21 protein-coding genes are annotated in these 22641 nt (G+C 39.1%); 3 read left to right on the top strand and 18 right to left on the bottom strand.

Features of this window, described 5'->3' with window-relative positions; translation table 11 throughout:
• Positions 1-957: an MBL fold metallo-hydrolase gene (locus EHQ43_RS16450; RefSeq protein ID WP_135741642.1), complete on the bottom strand. Its 957-nt coding sequence runs from the start codon at positions 955-957 to the stop codon at positions 1-3.
• A 42-nt stretch (positions 958-999) separates the two neighbouring features.
• Between EHQ43_RS16450 and EHQ43_RS16445 the strand changes: the two genes are divergently transcribed.
• On the top strand, positions 1000-1350 hold the full coding sequence (locus EHQ43_RS16445) for an STAS domain-containing protein (RefSeq protein ID WP_244242863.1): 351 nt from the start codon (positions 1000-1002) through the stop codon (positions 1348-1350).
• A 1-nt stretch (position 1351) separates the two neighbouring features.
• On the opposite strand, the gene EHQ43_RS16440 is transcribed toward EHQ43_RS16445, so the two are convergent.
• The 10 genes from EHQ43_RS16440 to EHQ43_RS16395 all read right to left on the bottom strand — a co-directional run bounded on the left by EHQ43_RS16440 (position 1352) and on the right by EHQ43_RS16395 (position 12321).
• Entirely contained in the window at positions 1352-2107 is a 756-nt protein-coding gene (locus tag EHQ43_RS16440) for a CDP-alcohol phosphatidyltransferase family protein (protein WP_135741641.1), read from the bottom strand.
• Positions 2104-3129: a tRNA (adenosine(37)-N6)-threonylcarbamoyltransferase complex transferase subunit TsaD gene (gene tsaD, locus EHQ43_RS16435; protein ID WP_135741640.1), complete on the bottom strand. Its 1026-nt coding sequence runs from the start codon at positions 3127-3129 to the stop codon at positions 2104-2106. The genes EHQ43_RS16440 and tsaD overlap by 4 nt, the downstream gene beginning before the upstream one ends.
• Entirely contained in the window at positions 3130-4491 is a 1362-nt protein-coding gene (locus EHQ43_RS16430; RefSeq protein ID WP_208731108.1) for a S41 family peptidase, read from the bottom strand.
• Between the two features lies 1 nt (position 4492).
• Positions 4493-4783 carry an LA_1448 family UV-C exposure upregulated protein gene (locus EHQ43_RS16425; protein WP_135771751.1) on the bottom strand — a complete coding sequence of 97 codons (291 nt, stop codon included), beginning with the start codon at positions 4781-4783 and terminating at the stop codon, positions 4493-4495.
• Positions 4784-4819: 36 nt separating this feature from the next.
• The gene (lexA, locus tag EHQ43_RS16420) at positions 4820-5428 is read right to left on the bottom strand and encodes a transcriptional repressor LexA (RefSeq protein WP_135741637.1); all 609 of its coding nucleotides are present in this window, start codon (positions 5426-5428) and stop codon (positions 4820-4822) included.
• A 50-nt stretch (positions 5429-5478) separates the two neighbouring features.
• Positions 5479-6660: an efflux RND transporter periplasmic adaptor subunit gene (locus EHQ43_RS16415; RefSeq protein WP_135771750.1), complete on the bottom strand. Its 1182-nt coding sequence runs from the start codon at positions 6658-6660 to the stop codon at positions 5479-5481.
• A 6-nt stretch (positions 6661-6666) separates the two neighbouring features.
• The gene (locus tag EHQ43_RS16410) at positions 6667-7992 is read right to left on the bottom strand and encodes a TolC family protein (protein WP_135741635.1); all 1326 of its coding nucleotides are present in this window, start codon (positions 7990-7992) and stop codon (positions 6667-6669) included.
• On the bottom strand, positions 7989-8612 hold the full coding sequence (locus tag EHQ43_RS16405) for an inorganic pyrophosphatase (RefSeq protein ID WP_012388304.1): 624 nt from the start codon (positions 8610-8612) through the stop codon (positions 7989-7991). The genes EHQ43_RS16410 and EHQ43_RS16405 overlap by 4 nt, the downstream gene beginning before the upstream one ends.
• Positions 8613-11921 carry an efflux RND transporter permease subunit gene (locus tag EHQ43_RS16400; protein WP_135771749.1) on the bottom strand — a complete coding sequence of 1103 codons (3309 nt, stop codon included), beginning with the start codon at positions 11919-11921 and terminating at the stop codon, positions 8613-8615.
• A gap of 73 nt (positions 11922-11994) precedes the next feature.
• A complete protein-coding gene (locus EHQ43_RS16395; RefSeq protein WP_135771748.1) occupies positions 11995-12321 on the bottom strand; it encodes a hypothetical protein in 327 nt (108 codons plus the stop codon).
• 153 nt (positions 12322-12474) lie between these two features.
• Between EHQ43_RS16395 and EHQ43_RS16390 the strand changes: the two genes are divergently transcribed.
• Both EHQ43_RS16390 and recJ read left to right on the top strand, forming a co-directional pair.
• The gene (locus EHQ43_RS16390) at positions 12475-12795 is read left to right on the top strand and encodes a bactofilin family protein (protein ID WP_039929288.1); all 321 of its coding nucleotides are present in this window, start codon (positions 12475-12477) and stop codon (positions 12793-12795) included.
• Positions 12783-14753, top strand: coding sequence for a single-stranded-DNA-specific exonuclease RecJ (recJ, locus tag EHQ43_RS16385; protein ID WP_135771747.1), 1971 nt, complete (start codon positions 12783-12785; stop codon positions 14751-14753). The genes EHQ43_RS16390 and recJ overlap by 13 nt, the downstream gene beginning before the upstream one ends.
• 149 nt (positions 14754-14902) lie before the next feature.
• Here recJ and EHQ43_RS16380 read toward each other — a convergent pair whose 3' ends face one another.
• The 7 genes from EHQ43_RS16380 to nuoH all read right to left on the bottom strand — a co-directional run bounded on the left by EHQ43_RS16380 (position 14903) and on the right by nuoH (position 22632).
• Positions 14903-15436, bottom strand: a complete 534-nt coding sequence (locus EHQ43_RS16380; protein WP_135771746.1) for a cupin domain-containing protein — start codon at positions 15434-15436, stop codon at positions 14903-14905.
• Positions 15437-15530: 94 nt separating this feature from the next.
• Positions 15531-16973 (bottom strand): NADH-quinone oxidoreductase subunit N, encoded by a 1443-nt coding sequence (locus EHQ43_RS16375; protein WP_135771745.1) that lies wholly within the window; start codon positions 16971-16973, stop codon positions 15531-15533.
• A gap of 1 nt (position 16974) precedes the next feature.
• Positions 16975-18714, bottom strand: coding sequence for a complex I subunit 4 family protein (locus EHQ43_RS16370; RefSeq protein ID WP_135771744.1), 1740 nt, complete (start codon positions 18712-18714; stop codon positions 16975-16977).
• Between the two features lies 1 nt (position 18715).
• On the bottom strand, positions 18716-20644 hold the full coding sequence (nuoL, locus tag EHQ43_RS16365; RefSeq protein WP_135754862.1) for an NADH-quinone oxidoreductase subunit L: 1929 nt from the start codon (positions 20642-20644) through the stop codon (positions 18716-18718).
• A 4-nt stretch (positions 20645-20648) separates the two neighbouring features.
• Positions 20649-20969, bottom strand: a complete 321-nt coding sequence (gene nuoK, locus EHQ43_RS16360; protein WP_135741627.1) for an NADH-quinone oxidoreductase subunit NuoK — start codon at positions 20967-20969, stop codon at positions 20649-20651.
• Positions 20966-21583: an NADH-quinone oxidoreductase subunit J family protein gene (locus EHQ43_RS16355; RefSeq protein ID WP_135741626.1), complete on the bottom strand. Its 618-nt coding sequence runs from the start codon at positions 21581-21583 to the stop codon at positions 20966-20968. The genes nuoK and EHQ43_RS16355 overlap by 4 nt, the downstream gene beginning before the upstream one ends.
• Entirely contained in the window at positions 21562-22632 is a 1071-nt protein-coding gene (nuoH, locus tag EHQ43_RS16350) for an NADH-quinone oxidoreductase subunit NuoH (protein ID WP_135754861.1), read from the bottom strand. The genes EHQ43_RS16355 and nuoH overlap by 22 nt, the downstream gene beginning before the upstream one ends.
• Positions 22633-22641: the final 9 nt, after the last annotated feature.

Genomic DNA, 22641 nt, shown 5'->3' with positions numbered 1-22641 from the left:
TTATACCTCTATTTCCAAACCTTCATAAGCCATAATAATTTCTAATTTACCATGTGGATCAAACATCTCTTTATACTTTAACGCTCGTAAGTAAACGAGATCTAATTTTTCATCATCATATGATGGGTCATGGTGAAACATGACAAGTTTTTTTACTTTTGCCCTAAGGGCAATGTCAGTGGCAATAGATGCGGAACTATGACCCCAATCTATTTTTTGTAAAGATTCTTCGAATGTATATTGTGTATCAAAAACGAGAACATCAGCATCTCGAAAATAATCTATGTATGTATCGATATTTTCCATTTCTTCTAAATTGAATTCTGCATCAGAGGCAAATATAATCGATTTACCATCTTCCGTAAATCGATAGGAAAAACTTCCACCAGGATGGCGGACCGCTTTGCTAAATGCTTGGATATTGGGCCCAAGAGAAATGACTTCCCCTTCTTCAATGAATCGGAATGTTTTGTTGGCAGCATAATGATCAAAAGAAACGGGGAAATGGGTGAACACAAATTGGTGTTCTAACCTTTTTTCAGTATCACTCATCGACGAAATGAACTCAAAATGATTACCAGGCAAAAACAATGGAATGAAAAAAGGAATCCCCTGGATGTGGTCCCAATGTGTATGTGTGAGTACCCAATATGCGTGTCCAACTCCCTTTCCGAAATCGGAAGACATCATCTGGTTTCCAAGTTCCCGAAGTCCAGTCCCTCCATCAATAATAACCAAATTCCCTTCTTTGTCACGAATTTCAACACACGTCGTATTACCACCGTAAGTTGATGAAGATGAAAAACTAAGGGAATTTAAAAAACTATGAATACTTTGTTCGTTTTGGATGTCGGTAGGACTTGCCAAAGAAAGAATCTTTTCAATTTTATGTTTTACGTTTTCAGGCCGAATGGGTGAACCTATGGATCCTCGAACACCCCAAAACTTAATTTTCATTGCTCTTTTTCTAAAGTCCTTTTTGGAAAAATCAAACGTTTTTTGATTGTATTTCCTCATTCAGATGTTGTCTTAACTAAAGTTATGTTTCAGTATGAAGTCAAACGTGAGAATGAGAAAGCCATTATATATTTGAATGGTTCCATGTCACTTCGGGACACTCCCAAATTAAAAAACGAAATCAAAGAACTCATTGATTCCGAATCTGTAATGGAATTGGTTTTAGACCTTAAACACCTTTCGTATTTGGATTCGTCCGGGATTGGAATCCTCCTTCATACTTATAGCTGGACAAAGGAAAAAAACAAAAAGGTAAAAATGGTCCATCTTTCAAATGAAATCAAAACCATTTTTAGCGTAGCAAATTTATTAGAAATTTTCGAAATAGAATGATTTAAACGCGATAGTCTTGGATGGTTTGGATGAGGAAAGAAACGATCCCAGAAAATACGTAAAATCCAACGGCTCCATACATAACATATGGCCAACGATAAAATCCGATCGCAAACAAAATGAGTCCAAGTCCCACTAGACTAATCCCCAATTTTTTCCATGAAAATAACCCGCGCATTGCCACTTGTGGTTTGCTGTAACGAAGAGTTGACACCATAAGAAGCGCTGTGATCACAAAAAAAGTGACCGCTGTCCATAAAGGAACTTGGGAAACAGAAAACACAAGTGGGAAAATCCCAATCACAACTCCAGCAACAGGTGACGGAAGTCCATTAAACGATTTAGGATCATGTGCTACGTTAAAACGTGCCAAACGGTAAGCTGCACAAATCGGATACAAGGCAGCAATGAACATACCAAGTGGAAAGTAATCTGGTTTGTCAAAAATATCCAATTTGATATCATAAAAGAACATTTTGTATGACAAAAATCCAGGTGCAATCCCAAAGGTAGTCAAATCAGCAAGGCTATCCAAGTCCGCACCAAGTTCACTTGTACAATTAAGAGCCCTTGCAGCCATTCCATCAAAACCGTCGAATAACGCAGCCAAGATGATGAAAACTCCAGCAAGCGTAAACAACTCATGTGAATTGGGTTGCGAAGGGTTAGTTTCTGAGACGAGTAACATGGAAACAAACCCTAAAGTAAGGTTTCCAAGTGTTAAAGTATTCGGGATCCAAGTTAATTTCAGTTTCATATTATTTGTTCAAAGTTTCGTTTTGGACTCACTTTAAAATCGAGTCCTACAATTTTATTTTCTTTCCAAAGATAGTATCCAAGACATGCCACCATCGCTCCATTATCTGTGCAGTAAATTTTTTTTTGGGGATAATATAGCTGCAAAGAATGTGTTTTTGCTTCTAAGGAAAGTTGGGAACGGAGTGTTTCATTGGCGAGTACTCCCCCTGCGGCCACAATGGTTCTGATTTTTGTTTTTTCTACAGCTTTCCCAATATTACGTACCACAAGTTCGAATGCCGTTTTTTGGAAGTAATATGAGATTTTTTCGACAGGAGGAGCTTCTATGAAGGTTTTTAAATAATATAAAACGGCAGTTTTTAAACCACTATAGGAAAATCGGATTTTGTCAGGACCATCTTCCTTTAACAATTTGGGAAAAGGGCTCTTTTCTCCTGCTGGTCTCTCGTAGGAAGAAGCTCTTTTTTCGATGACAGGACCTCCAGGGTAAGGAAGGTCGAGAACAGCACTTACTTTATCAAAGGCTTCCCCTAAGGAATCGTCTTGAGTGTCCGCAAGTAACTCCAAATTCCCAAAGCCTTTATATATATAAATCGATGAATTCCCACCTGACAACAAAACACCTAACCAAGGAAAGGCGGGAAGTTCATTTTCAAGAGCGATCACAGCAAGGTGAGCTTCCAAATGATTCACAACGACAATGGGAATGGAGTAAACAAGTGAGATACACCTTGCTAGTTGTGCCCCAATCATGAGAGAACCTACAAGGCCTGGGTAACCTGTAACTGCTATATATTTTAAGTCTGAAAATTGGAGTTTAGATTCCTGCAAACAAACAGCGAGTAAGGAATTAATTTTTTCTAAATGGGCACGGGAGGCAATTTCTGGAACCACACCCCTATAAGGAGAATGGGTTTCAATTTGGCTATATACTTTTAATGAAACCAATTCCTTACCATCTTTAACAATTGCAATGGAAGTTTCATCACAGCTCGATTCAATGCCTAATCCGTAGACCATTTATTTTAAGAGGTTGATTGCCTCTGATAATTGGATGTCTAAATCTAATCTAGGTTTCGATTGTGAAGTTCCCATTCTCAATTCGTTAAATAAAAAAACTTTCACAACGGAATCAGAAATCTTCAAATTTTCTTTTTTCAGTAAATCCTTAAAATCAGAAATGGAAGATTCATTAAACTCAGAATGAGTTTCAAGAAATGGTCGAATTAAGTTTTTCTTAAAAAGTTTTTCCAAAGCATATTTTTCGTCTTCATTCGCAGAGACAGGATTGATCACATGATCTGGAGTGATTCCCTTTCCATGAATGGAGATACCGGAAGGTGTGTAGTATTTTTGAATGGTAATCGCAACACCTGCTCCAAACGAAAGTGGAATGATCGATTGTACACTTCCTTTCCCAAAACTTTGTGTTCCTACAATTAAAGCACGATTGTTGTCCTTGAGTGCACCAGCTAAAATTTCCGAAGCACTAGCAGACCCTCCATTCACTAAAATAGCAACGGGAAGATCTAAATATTTTAAATCCCTAGTTTCGGATTTAAAACTTTTGATTAGGACTCCCCCTCTTCCTTTCACTGACACTATGTCTGCATTTGGGGGTAAAAATAAATCGGCAAGTTCGATAGCTAAGTCAAGGAGTCCACCAGGGTTCATACGCAAATCGATGATGAGTTTTTTGGCCCCAGATTCTTTTAGGTTTTTAACTGCACTAGCAAATTCCTTACCCGTGTCTTTTCCCATAAATTGCACAAGTTTGATATAACCAGTTTCTTTTTCAGGAAGGTAAAAAGATCTGAGGAATCGAATTTGAATGAGTTCACGGATTAAGTTAACGACAAAGGGTTCTTTTGTTCCCTTTCTTTCTATTTTCATTGAAATCGATGTTCCCACTTCTCCCCGCATCATAGCAAATGACTCTGCTTGGGAAAGTGATTTGACTGATTTTCCATTGATTTCAATGATTTTGTCTTGTGGGAGTAAACCTGCTTTCCAAGCAGGAGTGCCTTCAATAGGAGCAACAATCACAAAGGCATTTTCTTGGTAATTGAGTTCGACACCAATTCCACCAAAACTCCCCTTGGTTTCATTTTGTAGTTCTTTGAATTCATCTACATCTATGAACCTTGTGTGAGGATCACCTAAACTTTGTAAGGCTCCTTGGATCGCTCCGATATAAATTTTCTTTTCTTCTTGTGGCTCTACAAAATCATTTTCAATATAGGCAACCACTTCATGTAAAATCTGAAGGTATTTTTCTCCATCTGTGGAGATTGCTTTTACTTTATCAACGCTGAGAACAAATACCAAACCTAGTAAAGATAAGGTGACACTGGCCCAAAGATAACGTTCCGAAAATTTCACTTTATTCATTTCCATAAATTGACTCAAACAATGCTTTGTTGTCTTTTTTTAACATTTCTTTTGCCTCAGGGATTGACAATCGATACACATCACAAGCCTCTTCGAAGAGTTGGATATCGGAAGGTGTTGGTCTTTTGGTATCAGCCATAACTCCAGTTTGGATCCGATTTTGAGCAAATCGTTCCAAAACTCGCCTTAGATCATAGGCATTGATTTCTTGTTTTTTGGGAGCACAACTTACGAGGAAAATGGAGAGAACGAGACTGGCAAATAAGAAGAGATGTTTCGACATCCCTTCTAAGATCAAAGGAAACCTACTCTTGGTCAATCAGTAAATGCGATAGAGGCCAATGAGTTTTCCGATAATGGTGGCTTTCTTTGTACGGATGGGCTTGAGTTTAGAGTTTCTAGGTTCCAAACGTATCATGTCAGGTTCCTTAAAGAAAACTTTGAGAGTGGCTTCATTGTCTATCAGGGCCACAACTATCTCCCCATTCCGAGCAGTATCTTTTTTTTGGATGATGGCAATGTCCCCGTCACTGATCCCTGCTTCGATCATGGAATCACCCTTGACCTTTAAGGCAAAAGTCCCAGGTTTTGTAGCCAAATCGTCGGGGACGGCAATGTATTCTTCAATGTTTTCTTCGGCAAGGATGGGTGCACCGGCAGCCACTTGTCCCAGGAGGGGGATTCCAGAGGCTCGGACAAGGAGCGCCTCATCCGCATTGCCTTTTAGGAGTTCTATCGCTCGACTTTGGTTTTTGGAAGTACGGATATATCCCTTCTTTTCAATTGCCTTGAGGTGGTCGTATGCACCTTTTGCTGTGATCCCAAACTGGTCTCCAATCTCACGGATGGTGGGAGGAAACCCTTTTTCCCGGACCGTGTCCGAGATGTATTGTAAAACAAATTCTTGTTTTTCCGTGAGGTCTTTCATACTAAACAGATAACTAGGAAATAGGCGTTATGTCAACAAAAAACTAGTTGTTATAGCTTTAAATATTCACTTTTTAAAACAAAACTTCCTTCTTCGACAATGGCCTCTCCCGATCCCACTCCTTCCGTTACTTCTACCCAATTGTCATAGAGTTTTCCAATTCCAATTTTTTTAGCAGAAAATGATCCGTCTGGATTACGAATGAAGATAAAATTTTCGCCTTCAATTTTGTGAATACAATCGGAAGGGATCACCTTTGCTTTGTTCACTGAGGAGGCTACCATAGCACCAACCACTGTTGCTGTCACACTTTGTCCTGGTCGTAATTTACCTTTTGAATTTCGAACTTCCAATCGAATCTCAGCAGTTTTTTTGATCGGGTCAATCACATCCCCAACATGGGAGACCACCGCCCTTAACGATTCATCCTTTGATCCAATAGGAATTACTTTTGCTTCATTGCCCATGCGTATTGACGCTAAATCTTTCTCATACACTTCTAAATTAATCCATAACACTGATAGATCTGCCACAGTGAAAAGATTATCACGAGCATTCACTGCTTGGCCAATGATAGCTTCTCTTTCTGTGACAGTACCTGAAATTGGAGTTCTAATATATAGGTTTTTTGAATTATACTTACCAGCTTCTAGATTTGCAATTTCAGTTTCGTTAAGCCCTAAGTTTTCCAAAGCGTTCCTTGAAGTTTCCATTTCCGCTTTAACAGACTTATAGTCCATAAGTGACATTTCATATTCTTTGGCAGAGGTCACTTTTCTTTCGTATAAATCCTTAGCACGATCAGCTTGTACTTTGAGTGCTTCCAAACGGGCTCTTGCTTTTAAGTAGTTGGCTTCCGTTGTTCCCAAATCAACAGATTGGATAGAAGCAATCGCAGTACCTTTTTTTACATACTCTCCTTCTTTGACGAAGACTTGTAAAATTCGACCATTCACTCTTGATCCAACTTTTGCTACATTATTCATGTCATATGATACTGTACCGGGAAGTTGCAACTCTTCTTCCAAAGCTCTTTCTTGTAAGTAAACAACAGAGAATGGGTGATTTTTTTGGATTTCTTGTGAGATGATAAACTTCGATTTATCTTCTGTTAAGGCTTCCGTTTTTTTACCTGATCCAAAAAATTTGGAATAGCCAAAATACAATAAACTTCCAAGTAAAACAAGGATACTTATATTTCTAATTTTTTTTAAATTCAATTCATTTAACATATGATATCAATACTCCGAACTATCCATTTTTCCAATGGATGCTTTATATCCTTCCAAAGCGTTGTAATAAAGGTATATGATCTCATAATAACTCCTTAAAACACTAAGATAGTTTTTTTCAGCTTCCAAAAATGTAACTAAATTGGAAGCTCCACGAATGTAGGCAAGCCTTGACTTCTCTTGGACTTCTTTGTTTTTTTCAAGCAGTCCCATTTTTTGATAATCTAGGAGTTGAGATTCCCTAGCTTGTAATTCCTTTATGGCAGCGGAAATTTCCGAAAGAATTTCATTTCGTTTTGCATCGACATCAAATCCTAATTTTTTATAAGATTCTTCCGATTTTAAAATCTCACCTTGTTTGCGATCAAAAAGAGGGAGAGGAGTTGCCGCATAAATACCCGCAACATTTTCATTACCTTTATTTAAAAATTCAACTCCAAGTGTGAGCGGAGGAATGATCTCTCGTTTCTTTAATTCGATATTCATTCGTTCCCTTTGTTGTCTAATCTTTAATGCGACAAGGTCAGGTCTTTCCTCGATATCAAAATCATTCAAATCAATTCCAAAATCTTTTGTAGAAATAAACTCTAACCTTCCTTTGATGTTGAGAGGTGAATTGATATCAGAGATCCCAATTAACACACGCAAGTTTTTTACTACTTGTGCCCGAAGGATCCTTGCATTGCGATACTCTCTTTCAATTTGCACTCGCTCCAATGCCAATCGGTCGTATTCTAAAAATGAAATATCACCTTTTTCAGCGCGTAATTTCGTTAAATCCAATAAGTCTTGGTAGTTCTCCAAAAACTCTTTTTGGTAGTTGATTTGTTCTGTGACATACAAATAAGTCCAAAAATTTTGCCTAAGCCGCAATCTGAACAAACGATCAAAGTCACGAAAACTAGCAATTGTTGCCAAAAATTCTTGTTTGGCTACCTTTTCTCTTTGAGGGATCACTCCACTCATATCAAATGGTTGGTTATAGATAACGGAAGTTTCTGGCAGACCAGTTGCAGCCTTTGATGAAGCACCCATAAACTGTTGTTGCATGTTTAAAATTGGATTGTAATACAAACTAGCGGTGATCACATCCCCACGAGCCATTCCAATATTTTGTTTTTCACGCAGATACAATGGGTTACTAGTAACTGCAAAATCTTCCAATTCATCTAAATTCCACTTTTCTTTTGCATCCTGTGCTCTGGAATCTTCTCCCAAAAAAAACAACTCATCTTTAGAATGAAGTTCATACACAGCTTTTTCTTTCGATGAAATGTTGGTTGTTAAGAAACCTAATATAAAAATGAAAAGAGATCTAATTAAATACTTCATACAGTTACGAACTTTTTGATGTAATCCTCAATTCCAAATTGAATGACCTTAATCGCTTCCACTCGATCATACACTTCTGTAATTTCGACTGTTCCAGTGGATGGAGAGTTCGGATCTAATTTATAAGTGAGAAAATAATGATGTAGTTTGTTAATCAATGCCTTTGGAACTTCTGAAATATCTTTCATTTGCCCAAACACTTCATCCCCTTTGAGCACAGCCACTATCTTATCATCAGCCTCACCTTTATCGATCATACGAAGCCCTCCAATCGGAATGACTGTTAGGATCATATTTCCGTGAGTGATTGGGTTTACACTTAAGACACAAATGTCGATAGGATCTCCATCACCAAGAATATCAGGTCTACCGACTACTTCCGAACAATGTTTTCCGGATGCTTCTCCTGAAAAAGTCCTAGGTATAAAACCATATAAAGTAGGAGAACGGTTACTGTATTTTTGAGGTCTGTCTACTCGTATAAATCCAGATGCTTTATCAATTTCATACTTCACTGTATCTTGAGGTGTGAGTTCAATAAAAACATCCAATTCATCTGGTGCTTTTGGTCCAAGTTCAAGTCCATGCCAAGGGTGTGCTACGTAATAATTCGGTTTCATTTAAGTCCTCTTCCGTTTTGATTTTTGATTTTGTTTTGTTTGTTTTGAATCATCTTCATAATGACTTTTATTTTGTTCTATTTCTTCACCATGTGCATGCCCATGACCATGAGAAGAAGAATGGATCAAATCAGATGTTTTATACTTTTTCATTTCTTCCACAAAGTAATCATTCATCTTTCTTTCTCTTTCCATTTGTCTGATTTCTTGTCTTTGTGCTAGTTTTACTAAAAACTCAAAGGCAATTGGTAAAAGGAATCTTGATAATATGGTCGCTACAAGAACTCCACCCATTACCACGGTGGCAAGTGGTCTTTGTACTTCCGCGCCAGCACTCGAGGCAATTGCCATTGGTAAAAATCCAATGATCGCCACAAGTTCAGTCGTGGCAACTGCTCTTAATGTATATACAGCGGCATCCACAACCGCAACAGATGGATCCCTTGTGATTTTTAATTGGTCTTTTAAGGCAGATGCGTAGACAACTCCGTTTAACACTGATATACCAGCAGCAGCAATAAAACCAACACCCGCAGGGATCGAAAACGGTAATCCACGTATAACAAGAGATAAGATACCACCCGAAAGTGATAATGGAACGAGTATAAATACACCTAAAGCATAATAAACACTACCAAAGGCTATGAATAACATCCCAAAGATAATGGCTCCAGCAATGGGGATCACAATTGCCAATCGGTTTTTAGCGCGAGTAAAGTTTTCAAACTGTCCACCCCAATCAACGTAATAACCTTGTGGTAAACTAGTTTCAATCGATTCTGTTGCTGCTTGAACATCATTTACAAATCCAATCATATCCCGACCACGAACGTTTACTTCCACAAGGATCCTTCGTTTTAGACCTTCATGATACAAAGCAGCTGGTCCTTCTGTCATCACAATGTCTGTTACTTGACCTAGAGGAACTGTTCCACCTAACTCCGTCATTACGGGAACATTGGAAATTACACCTAAATCGGTGACATCCGCATCTAAACGAACAATCAGATCAAATCGTTTGTATCCTTCATACACTTTGCCTGCATTAAAACCAACCCGTAAGGTTTCTATGGTTGTGAGGACTTCTTCGGCTCTCACACCATACCTTGCCATATTCCCTCTGTTCATTTTGATTTCCAATAATGGAAGTCCCAAAAGTTTTTGAACTCGTAAGTCAGCCGCACCTTGAATCTTTTTGATTTTGGATGCATAGTTATCTGCGATTGCTTTTAAGGATTTTAGATCATCACCATAAATTTTAATGACAATATCAGCTTTTGATCCAGACAACAAAGCATTCACTCGGTTTTCGATCGGTTGCGACAAACTGATATAAGATGATGGAACATTTTGATTGATGGAATTTTTCATCTTCTCCATCAGCTCTTCTCTATCTTTGGCTGTGACCCATTCTTTTTTGGGTCTCAGCTTTACCATCATTTCCCCTTCTTCCGATCCGATAGGTTCTGCCGCAGATTCGCCACGCCCCTGTCGTGAAACTACACTCACAGCTTCCGGGAATTTTAAAATGACCTTTTCCATTTCCAAATTGAGGTCACGCGAATGGTTGATGGCAGTTGAAGGAAGGCGTTTGATATCAATTGCAATTTCCCCTTCATCTATCCTTGGCAAAAATTCAGAACCAAGAGTAGACGCCAACATAAAGGACAAAATCACAACACCAATCCCGGCATAGGTAAACTGGCGTTTGAATTTCATCCCATAGGTAAGGATTTCTGCGTATTTGTTTTGGAATTTTTCCCAAAATGCTGACTCATGTAAAATTGGTTTTTTATAAATATAAGACATGAGGGCTGGGAAAGTTGTGATCGAATAAAGGAGTGCAGCACCTAATGCGAAAGCTACGGTGATGGCCATCGGACGAAACATTCGCCCTTCCACTCCTTCCAGTGTCATCAGTGGCAAATACACAAGCAGAATAATGCCCACACTAAATGCAGAAGCCCGCACCACTTTGATACAGGATTCCATAATCACTTCTTCCATCCCATCTTCCATGTCTTGGGCAGAAGTTTTAGAGAGTAAAAAACTTTTCCGTATCAAAAAACCATGCAGAGTGGACTCTAACATCACAATCGATCCATCCACAAGGAGTCCAAAGTCCAAGGCCCCAAGTGACATGAGGTTTCCGACAATTCCAAATGCATTCATAAGGATTGTGGCGATCATCATGGAAACAGGAATCGCTAATGCAACAGCAAACGCACCTTTGACGGTGCCGAGTGTGAGGATCAAACAAACGAGTACAATAATGGCAGCTTCCACTAGATTTGTAAATACAGTAGAGAGAGTGCGACCAATGAATTCTGATCTGTCGTAATATACTTGAATCTTCATCCCTTGTGGGAGTCTTGATTCAATTTCTTTCATCTTTTCTTTGACACGGCCCACTACTTGTAATGAGTTACTACCAAGTAACATCATGGCAGTTCCACCGACTACTTCCCTTTTGCCATTCATGGTGCTCAAACCAAAACGAAGCGCAGGTCCCGTTTCAACACGAGCAATTTGACCAAGTGTAAGCGGAATTCCATCTCGAGAAGTTCTTACGGAGAGCCTTGCAATGTCATCAATGGATTTAAATTGGCTTTCCCCTCGAATGACAAATTGTTCTTCCCCTTTTTGGATGTAACCACCACCAAGGTTTACGTTTGCCCCTTGTAATGCTTCTGTGATATGAGATAATGTTAGGTTGTGAGATAACAATCGTTTGGGGTCAATTTTGATTTGGAACTGTTTGGCATCTCCTCCCACTACGTTTACATCAATGATCCCTTTGACCGAACGAAGTTGTCTTGCCACTTCCCATTCCATCACAGTTCGTAGTTCTTCTGGAGTGTGGCTTTCGGATACAAGTGCAAATTCGTAAATATCACCAAGTCCCGTTGCAATGGGTGATAACTCTGGTTTGCCGTAGGATTTAGGGATAAAATTTTCTGCTTGTTTGAGTCTTTCATTCACAAGTTGCCTTGCAAAATAAATATCTGTGCCATCTTCAAAGATAACTGTCACAGAACTTACGCCTGTTCTTGAAATGGAACGAATTTCTGTCACTTTTGGCATCCCGTTGAACTCAAGTTCGATGGGATAGGTGATAAATTGTTCTACTTCTAGAGGCGATAATCCGGGAACAGAGGTTACGGCTGATACTTGGACGTTTGTCACATCCGGAATCGCATCAATCGACAAATTGAGTGCATTGTAAAAACCCACAATGGTGAAGGCCGCGGTGATCACAAGAACGGCTGCTCTTTTGTGAATGGAAAATTGAATGATTTTTTCTAACATAATACCTATTTCAAATATGGTTTCACCCTACATAAAGATTTGGTAGGGGAAGAACTTAAATTACATGCAACGATTACGCCAAAGTAGGCGGAGGGAGGTAGAGAAAGAAAAATAAAATAGAGATTTCAGTAAAAAATTCAGTTTCAGTCGTGAGAATCGAAAAACGATTTAAAGTGATGTTGACTAGGGATTGTTCCCTTTTTGTGGGGACAAGTTTGAGAACCTGGTTGGATTCCTTTGAGGAGGAAAGCACACGAGTCGTTTCTTCCAACTCGTAGGATTGGTATTGAAAGTCCAAATCTTCGAGAGGAGATACAAACCGGTCGTCGACCAGATTTAGATTGATGAAAACCGCCAGAAGCAGAATGAACCCCGACTTCCAGAAGCGCCTAATTTTCACGACTATTTCCTATTCTTGAGACCCAGTTTCAGAGATGGAAGGGATGCGACAAGAGAATTCCCTACGAAATATGAACTTTTTTCCATTTATTACAAAAGGGAGAAAACGATAGAGTTGCCAAAACTCACTATTAGAACAACACTATCCCTACTGATGAAAGACGAATCGATAGACACTATTATAAGCGATGACATCACGTTTCGCGGAACACTTTCCTTTAACCAAACATTAAAAATCAAAGGCCAATTCAAAGGCACCATTACTTCTCATGGCAAACTCATCATCGACGAAACAGGTGATGTCGAAGCAGATGTGGAAGTGGGAAGTCTAGTGGTACATGGTAATCTCAAAGGCAATGTTGATGCGAAAGAAAAAGTGGAACTAAAAAAGAATGGAAAAGTGGTAGGAGATATCAAAACTCCTGGACTTGAAGTGGAATTTGGTTCCAAAATCATTGGCAATTGCATCATGTAACAAAGGTTCACTTTGGACCTTATTTGTCCGAAGTTCGAACCAAAGTTGATTCCAAAAGACCCATCCTTCGTTACCTAGTAGACAGAAGGGAGGGACTTAAAAACACCCATCCAAAAGAACTGCTTGTTTCTGATTTTTCTTGTCTTCATTCTCCTTTTTCCCTTCCGGATATCGATCTTGCCATTTCACTGCTTCTCTCTTATGCTAAATCAAACCAAAAAATTCTTCTCTATGGAGACCGCGACTCAGATGGAGTGAGTTCAACTTGTTTACTTGCTTTTTTCTTACGGTCACATCCGGAATTTATCAATGCCAACTTAGAAGTATTGGTTTCATCAGAAAGTGATCCTTATGGACTTTGCAAAGAAGCCATTACCAAAATCAAAAAATCCAAACCGGATTTACTTGTGACTCTAGACTTTGGTTCTAGCCAAGCTGATGAAATTGATTCACTGACAAAAGAAGGGATCCAAGTGATCGTACTTGACCACCATGAAGTGCCGGTGCGTATTCCTAAAAACTGTGCCCTCGTAAATCCAAGGCGTTTGGATTCCAATTACCCTGAGAAAAAAATCTGTACTGCGGTATTATCCTTCAAACTGGTTTCGGCCATTCTCTTTCGACTGAGTTCAGAATGGAACCAGATTTACTCCAAAACAATGATCGATGAAAATGGAACCACAGAAACTCAATACTTTCAAAATGGAATCAAATGTTCCAAAGAACAATTGGATTCCTACCAGAATCAAAAGAACTCTGAATCCCTTGATATTTCAAAAACCCTTCCTTATCCAGAAGATTTTACCACCAACATTCCGTTAGATGATGAAAGGAAATTATTTTTTTACCAATGCCAAAAAATTCCAAATTTTTTTAATCAATTAGAAGAAGAAACAGATCTAGCAGGGATAGGTACCATCACCGACATGATGCCACTCATTGGTGAAAATAGACATTTTGTCAAATTGGCATTGGATTCCCTCACAAAACTTTACATTGGTGACAAAAAGAGAAAAGGATTAAAAGAACTATTAAAGGAACTCAAACTTAACCCCAATGGCATCACTACAAAAGATTTGGGTTGGTCCATTGGCCCTGTTGTGAATGCCGCAGGTCGGATGGGAAAAACAGAAGAAGCTGTATCCTTACTTTTGTCAGAGTCAGAAACCGAGGCCAAAACACGGGCAAAACTACTCCTTTCCATCAACGAAGAACGAAAGGAAAGGACCAAACGAAATATGGACCGAGTGGAACGTTATTTCGCAAGAAAACAGGAACGAACAACCCATGAAGTGCTTTATTGTTATGAACCTGATATGGAGCCGGGTGTGAGTGGGATTGTAGCTACAAGAATGGTGGATACGTATAAAAAACCTGCCATCTTCATAGCACCTGACAATGGTGATGCGAGGGGTAGTATCAGATCTTATGGACCAGAAAACGTCCTAATCTTACTTGAATCACTATCAGAATATTTTTTGCATTTTGGCGGTCATCCTGAAGCAGGTGGATTTTCTATCTCTATCGACCAAATCCCAAAATTTGAAGCTGCATTATATGAAAAGGCAAAACTTTGGTTAGACGAAGACAAAGATAGGCCAACTGAACATTTAATACAAACCGATTTTACAGTTTTACCCGAAGAAATGGGAGACAAACTATTAAAAGAATGGAAAGACTTAGAACCCTTTGGCCAAGGTAATCCCGATATCAAACTGGGAATTAAAAATGCAAAGGCTATTCACCTAACACCACTCAGTGGAGGCAAACATGTCAGGTTCCATATTGTGGGGAGTGGTTCGTTAAAATATATGATTTGGAACAAAGGAGAAGAATTCCAATCATTTATGTCAAAACAAGGGAGTTTCGATTTGGTGGGAAGTTTAGAAGAAAACTTTTTCCAAGGAAGAACCAGTTTGCAGTTTATCGTAGAATGGTTTGGAAAATCTGAGATTTAAAATCAAAAGTATCACTTGGTCCAAGTGTTCCTTAAAATTTCGATTCCTTCACTCGTCCTGCTGCAAGTGTCAAGGTTGTAACAAAACCAAATTGGTTTCTATCAGTTGATGTCTGATAGAAACTGTAATGGTTTCTTTTAATGTTTTGGTTAGGCGTTGATTAAAACTTTTGACTCATCTACGTATACGGGAGTCCAACCAGAATTGTCTTTGAAGTAACGAACCGCTTTGATGCGAACGTTTTGGTCCAAAGTGAACCAGTGGTTCGTGTTAGCAGGGATGGAGATAAAATCACCTTTTCCAACATGGACTTCAAAACGTTCCCCATTGATGATGAATCCAAAAATTCCACTCCCATCGATGATATAACGAACTTCTTCATCTGTATGAATGTGGAGTTTGTCAAATTTGGCGAGCATTTCATTGATTCCTGGGACTTCGTCATGTAGAACCACGAGGTCGTTTGCTTTGTAACCATGCTCTTTTTTCAATTGGTCAAAACGGTATTCCAAACCAGAAAGTACTTCTTCTTTTTCCGCATCGGATAAACCTTTTTGGCCAAGGATTAAATCCAAGGATTCAGGAGTTTTAAAAGACTCGTACACAAGGCCTTTTTTGGTAAGGAATTCCTTCACTTGGTCTTTGTCCTGGATCGTTTCTTGTTTTCTCACTATCGTTGCCATACGAATTTACCTACTTAGGAACAAACCTTTTCCTATGGCTACGAGAATCAACTTGTTTTTTCGCTATCCTAGAAGTATTTCTGTTATAGCAGAATCACAAAAGGGTTCCCGGTTGGAAGAAAATCCAACCCGCAGTGAAAAACAGACAAAGCAAAAACACAAGAAACCCTAGGGTTGGCATACTTGGGATGTCACGAACTCCCGCCACGACCCCAGTCTCTTGTTTCATATAGGATTGGATTGTAATTTTCATGTAGTAATAAAAAGCAATGCAAGAGTTCGCAACTGCCCCAAAGAGGAGGATACGATTGAATAGTAGGTCAGACTCTGCAATTTTTTGTAAAAGGAAAAGTTTTGTCCAAAAACCAATGAGTGGAGGAAATCCTGCAAAAGATAAAAAAATCACACTGAGTGCGAGTGCCGTTAACGGGTGTTCACCGCTTAAGTGAGATATCCCATTCACTGTCACCTCATGTTTCCCTTGTTCTAAATATGAGATTATGGCAAAGGCAGCTAAATTCAGTAGCGAATAAGAAAAAAGATAATACAATGCTTCAAGACCTGCCCCACAGGATATCCCTGCAACAATATACCCTGCATGGGAAATTGATGAATAAGCTAACATCCGTTTCAGATTTTCTTGTTTTAAAGCGACAATATTACCCCAAGTCATGGAAACTAGAGCAATTGTTCCCATAAGGAATTTCCAAACATTACCAATCTCCCCGATGGGAACATGATTAAAAAGGATAATGAAAAGTCCAAGGGCAGAGGCTTTTCCCGCACTCGCCATAAAACCAGTGATCGGTGTTTGAGCTCCTTCGTACACATCAGGAGTCCACGAGTGAAATGGTACAAGTGCTGCCTTAAATGAAACTCCCACTAAAAAAAGCCCAAGTCCAAGTTTAGAAAAATTTGATTCGTATCCTTTTAAAAATATTCCTCGGAGTGCACCATCTAAGTTCGTAGTACCGGAACCACCATACAAAAAAGCAATTCCAAGTAACATAAAACCAGAACTAAAGGTTCCCAGTAAAAAGTATTTCATTGCACTTTCCAATGACGAAACGGAAGTCCGAGCCATCCCAATCATCACATACAATGCCAAGGAAAGGATTTCCAATCCCACAAAGATCACGATCAAGTCATAACCTGATGTTAAAAACATCATACCTGACAAACAAAACAAGAGTAAGGGAAAAAACTCTGGGAATAAAGTTTTGTGTTGGGATAAAAATGGCGGCGCAATGAGTAAAGTAATAAGTCCTGCCAAGAGGTAGATGGCACTGAGCCAAACTGTTAGTGGGCTAATCGAAACTTGCGAACCAAAAAATTTACCATAACCGGGAGAATTTGTTGTGTGATAGAGAGCATACATCGCGACAAGGATGCCAAGGACGGAAAGGACCCAAAGTGGTTTTCCTTCCTCTTCTTTTGGAATCAAAAACTGAACCACAAGAGAAAGTAAAGCCACCCCACATAAAATGAGCATGGGTGATATTGCAATTAAGTCATTCGATGAGGGAGTATATGACATGTTAATTTCCTTTATTCTCTTTTGGAGTTACTTCCAAATCAAAATCAGATTCGATGGAGTTTTCTAAATTCTCCAAATTGTCTTCCGGTATCGGAATTGTTTCTTTTTTGGAAACCAAATTAGGAAGTGCAAACTTTGATTGAAACGAACCTAGTCTTTCTTCATAAGACTTCGGTTCTCTTCCCAAACTAAGATAGTCAGGATATAACCTTTGTTCGCCTGTTCCTAAAAAATCTTTTTGGATTTGTTTGCGTTCCGAAATAGATTCGGTCGTTGCTGCATTCAAAAACACATTGGAAGATAAATTTAAAATTTCTAAAAAAGGTTTTGGGTAAAGTCCAATCCAAAAGATAAAAATCACGAGTGGACTTAAGATTCCGATTTCCCGGAAGGTTAAGTCTTTGTAAGGTTTTGCTTGGATGGTTTTACTCACTCCAAATAGAAATCGTTTTACAAACCATAATAAATACAAGGCACCGAGTACAACGCCTGTTGCCGCTAACCCACCTATCCAAACATTCGATTTGATGGCACCAATTAAGATGAGAAACTCACCTACAAATCCATTTGTTCCTGGTAGTCCAATCGATGATAAAACAGCGATGAGAAAAAAAGTGGAAAAAACTGGCATCTGGCCTGCTAGACCACCAAACTCAGATATGTTTCTAGTATGAGCTCTCTCATAGATCATCCCAATCATTAGAAAGATCATACCCGTGGAAACTCCGTGGGAAATCATTTGTAACATCCCACCCACTACACCTTCTGTCGTAAAAGAAAAAATCCCAAGGATACAAAACCCAAGGTGAGATAAAGAACTATAGGCAATGATACGTTTGATATCAGTTTGCACAAGGGCTGCCATTGATCCGTATACAATCCCAATCACGGCAAGGAGTTGTACACCTGTCTGGGAAAACAAACTTTGTTCTGGGAAAAATGGAATACAAAACCGAATGAATCCGTAAGCTCCAATTTTTAATAAAACACCTGCAAGATCCACCGAACCAACCGTAGGTGCTTGAGTATGGACATCCGGCATCCAAGTGTGGAAAGGGAAAAGTGGAATTTTGATCGCAAAAGCTAGAAAAAAGCTAAAAAACAAAAACCATTGTAATGGTTCTGAATACATGGCAAGGCTTGCCGTTGATAATGATTCAATGGAAGTTTTTCCTGTTTTAAAATAAAGAGTAAGGATTCCACCTAACATAAACAAGGAACCAGCCATGGAAAACAAAAAGTATTTGAGAGCAGCTTTTGTTCGATCTTCACCACCCCAAATCCCAATCATCAGAACCATCGGGAGCACCATCAATTCCCAAAATACGTAAAATAAAACGAGGTTCCCCGCAGCAAAAACTCCGAGGACCGCTGTTTCTAATACAAGCAAACAGATATGGAACTCTTTGATTTTTTTGGGAATATTAGACCAAGAGGCAATACTCGACAAAAAAAACATAAATGCTGTGAGAGCAAATAAAAGAAGAGATACTCCATCAAGTCCCACATGATAATCGACACTTAATTTTCCAGAAAGGATCCAATCAGGAATCCAATGGACAAACTGTAATCCTGCTTTGGATGTATCATAAAAGAAAAAGAGTCCAACTGACAAAATTGTCGTGAAGGCTGAAGATAGAGCAGATATCACAACCACTGCCCCTACTCGTTTTTGGATTACAATGAGAAGTGAGGAAACAATTGGTAAAAAGATAATGATGGATAAAATTTGTTCCGGCACCTTACACCCCCCTAGTTAACAAATACACCAAGATACAAAACGTACCGAGAACTACATACAATGCATAATCTCCAATAAACCCTGATTGTAATCTTCTCAGTCCATTTGCGATCACACCAAAACTTCCACCAATCCCAATGAAAAAACGATCTAAGATTTTTGTATCAATTGTATATGCGATCAGCTTTGAAACAAATACATATGGTTTTACAAAAAACAAATCATAGAGCTCATCAATGTAGTATTTGTGAAAAAGGATTTTTCGAAACCCAGTGTGTTCTTCGAGAACCTGACTTTGTTTCTTTTGGTAGACCCAATATGCTATAATAAGACCAACACTTGCAACTCCAAGAGAAAACATTGCCAATGTAAACTCAACGTCATGAGTGAGTTCCATATGTTTGACGAGAGTTCCATTTTCGGTCGCTAACTCTAAACCACTACGTAACACAGGAGCAAAATATTGTTCCAAGGAATCAATATGTAGGAAAAAATGTGGAGTTTGCAAGAATCCAACAAACACAGCGCCTATCGCAAGGATCACAAGTGGAAAGGTCATGGTCCATGGGGATTCATGGATTTTATGGTGTGAGTCAGTATTGTCTTTTCCAAAAAATACAACAAACACAAGACGGAACATATAAAACGAAGTGAAAAAAGCAGCAACCACTCCGACAGTCCAAAGCACAGAACCAAACGCTCCATAGCTGTATGTTTTTTCTAAAATCAAATCTTTTGAGAAAAATCCAGAGAAAGGAAAAAACCCAGCGATGGCCAAAGTTCCAAGTAAAAATGTGATCGATGTGACTTTGATTTTACCAAATAACTTTCCCATATGTTTGATATTTTGTTCATGGTGGAGGGCGTGGATCACGGAACCTGCACCGAGGAAGAGTAATGCCTTAAAAAAAGCATGTGTCATCAAATGGAAAAGACCTGCTACATAACTCATACTTCCCATCGCAAGGAACATAAAACCTAACTGGGATACGGTGGAATACGCTAAGATTTTTTTAATATCGTTTTGTAAAAGTCCAATGGTTGCAGCAAATAGTGCCGTTGATGCTCCAATACAAGCAATGAAAAAAGAAGTATCGGGAGCAAGGTAAAATACAAAATTAAGTCGGACAATGAGAAAAACTCCAGCTGTCACCATCGTTGCCGCATGGATAAGCGCCGAAACAGGAGTAGGACCGGCCATCGCATCCGGCAACCAAACATAAAGTGGGATTTGTGCTGATTTTCCCATAGCAGCAATGAAAAAAAATAGTGCAATGAGATTAGCATACTCAGAGAAAATACCAAGCCCATTCAAGTTGGTTTGTAAGGTTAGGTATTGCAAACTACCACCTAACCAAAAAAGAAATCCAGTTCCTAAAATAAAACCAACATCTCCAATCCGATTGAGGATAAAAGCTTTCATCCCTGCTTCGGCAGCTGATGCTTTGTCAAAATCAAAACCAATGAGTAAGTAGGAAGCAAGCCCTACTCCTTCCCAGCCAAGAAAGGTTAACACTAAATTGTCACTAAGGACAAGGTTTAACATACAAAAGATAAAAAGATTAAGATAAGCGAAAAATCGATTGTATCCTTTGTTTCCCTTCATATACCCCATCGAATACAAATGGATAAGGGATCCAATGCCTGTGATAATAAGGGTCATGTACAAAGATAGTTGGTCTATTTGATAACCAAAGGAGGATTTAAAATTTCCAATCACAATCCAATCAAACACTGGAACTAAATGAGGTGCAGTTCGTTCTATTGGATTAAACTCATTAAACGCACCTAAGGTGATGAGAAATGGGATGAAAACTGCCAAGGTTCCGATGGCACCTGCAAATCGATGTGGGATCTTATCTTTTAATAGACCATTATGCAAAAAACCAAGGAGAGGGAGAAGGACAACAATTGGAAATAAATCTAACATAGGATTACCATCTCATCGATTGGAGTTCATCCACATTGGTGGATTTTTTATGCCGAAAAATCGCGATCACAAGGGCTAACCCCACCGCAGCTTCTGCAGCAGCAATTGCCATCACAAAGAAAACAATGGTTTCCCCATTGATATGTGATAAGGCTTTGGAAAAGGTAACAAAGACTAAATTCACGGAGTTTAAGATGAGTTCCACTGACATAAAAATAATCACAATATTACGTCTGATGAGAACTCCGAGCACCCCGATGGAGAAAAGAATTCCGGCTAGGCCTAGAAGGTATTGAACGGGGATTCCGCCGATAACTGGATTCATAAAACTGTATCCTTTGTTTGGTCCACTTCCGTGAGTTTCTTTTTGGCAAGGATCACTGCCCCAAGGACTGCCACGAGTAACAAAATTGATATCATCTCAAATGGCAAAAGGTAATCCAAATACGTTGATGCCCCAACAGTTGCAACGTTTCCTTTCGCATTCACTGTGGATGTTCCTTGTATGGGAAATGAGTACTCTGCATTCTCATAACCTTTTCCCATTTGTTCCGTATGGGGTACACCTGTAGTGAGTGCCGAATATAGTAGGAAAAAAAATCCAAGCACAAAAACAGAGAGTAATACCAAACGAATCGGGTGTTTGCGATAACGCGACATTGTTTCTGCCCTTTGGGAAAGTAACATGAGAACAAAAACAACAAGCACCATAATGGCACCTGCATACACTAACACCTGCATGGTGGCAATAAACAACGCACCCATGATACCATAAATTCCAGCGAGAGAAAAAAAAGTAAACACTAGGGAAACTGCTGATACCACAGGGTTTTTTTGGAAGATCACACTAAGAGCCGTGATTACAGTCACAGTTCCAAAAAATACAAATAATAAAAGTGATGGTGAGGTTTCTAGATTCATATAAATAATTTCATCCATCCTTCTTTCCAATACACTGTGTAAATGGATGCAAACATCACAACAAAAAGCCCCCAAGGGATCATTTTTTTCCAACCGAGTTTCATTAACTGGTCATAACGAAACCGAGGAAGAGTCCAACGCACCCAAATGAACAAAAAGGCAAAAAACAAAACTTTTACGATAAAAAACCCGAGACCAATAAATGCTTGGTATTTCGAACCAGCCCCTATTTGGAAGGGAACATTGTAGCCACCAAAAAATAGTAAGGTGGTAAGGCAGGACATGGTAATCATATTCATGTATTCTGCCAAAAAGAAAAGGGCAAACTTAAAAGCTCCATACTCTGTATGAAACCCAACCACAAGTTCCGATTCAGCTTCCGCCAAATCAAAAGGTAACCGGTTGGTTTCTGCAAACATAGCCGTTACATAGATAAAAAACGCAACAAAACCTGGAGGTGAAAGGATATTCCACATTTCTTTTTGGGAGTCACTGATATCAGTGAGTTTTAATGAACCAGTCATAATCACAATCGCAACAATCGAAAGCCCCATCGGAAGTTCATAACTGATCATCTGTGCTGTGGAACGAACACCACCGAGTAACGAATATTTGTTGTTACTTGACCAACCAGCAATCATAATTCCATAAACGGAAAGAGAAGAAATCGCAAGCATGTACAATACCCCAGAATCTGGGTTTGCAATTTGTAAGTCGATGGTAGCAACACCAGTGAGTGTCGTAAGCCACTCTGGTGCAGGAAGTGTTCCACCAAATGGAATCACAGCCCAAGCCATAATCGCACATGTCATGGAGATAGTAGGTGCAAGAAGATACATCCCTTTGGAAACATTTTTAGGGAAAATTTCTTCTTTGGCGATAAACTTTATCCCATCTGCTAATGGTTGAAAAATTCCAAAAGGGCCAGCTCGGTTTGGGCCGGGTCTATCTTGGATAAATCCAGCAAACTTCCGTTCTGCGAGAGTGTAATATGCCACACCCGTAAGAATTACAAAAAATAATGAGAGGATTTTGATCCCCCAAGCAAGAATTAAAGCCCAGTCCATATGTTTTGG

Origin of the sequence: Leptospira bouyouniensis (genome assembly GCF_004769525.1) — a bacterium.
GTDB lineage: Bacteria > Spirochaetota > Leptospiria > Leptospirales > Leptospiraceae > Leptospira_A > Leptospira_A bouyouniensis.
Note: the sequence above shows the minus strand (reverse complement) of the source record. Positions and strands in the feature narration are given on the sequence as shown.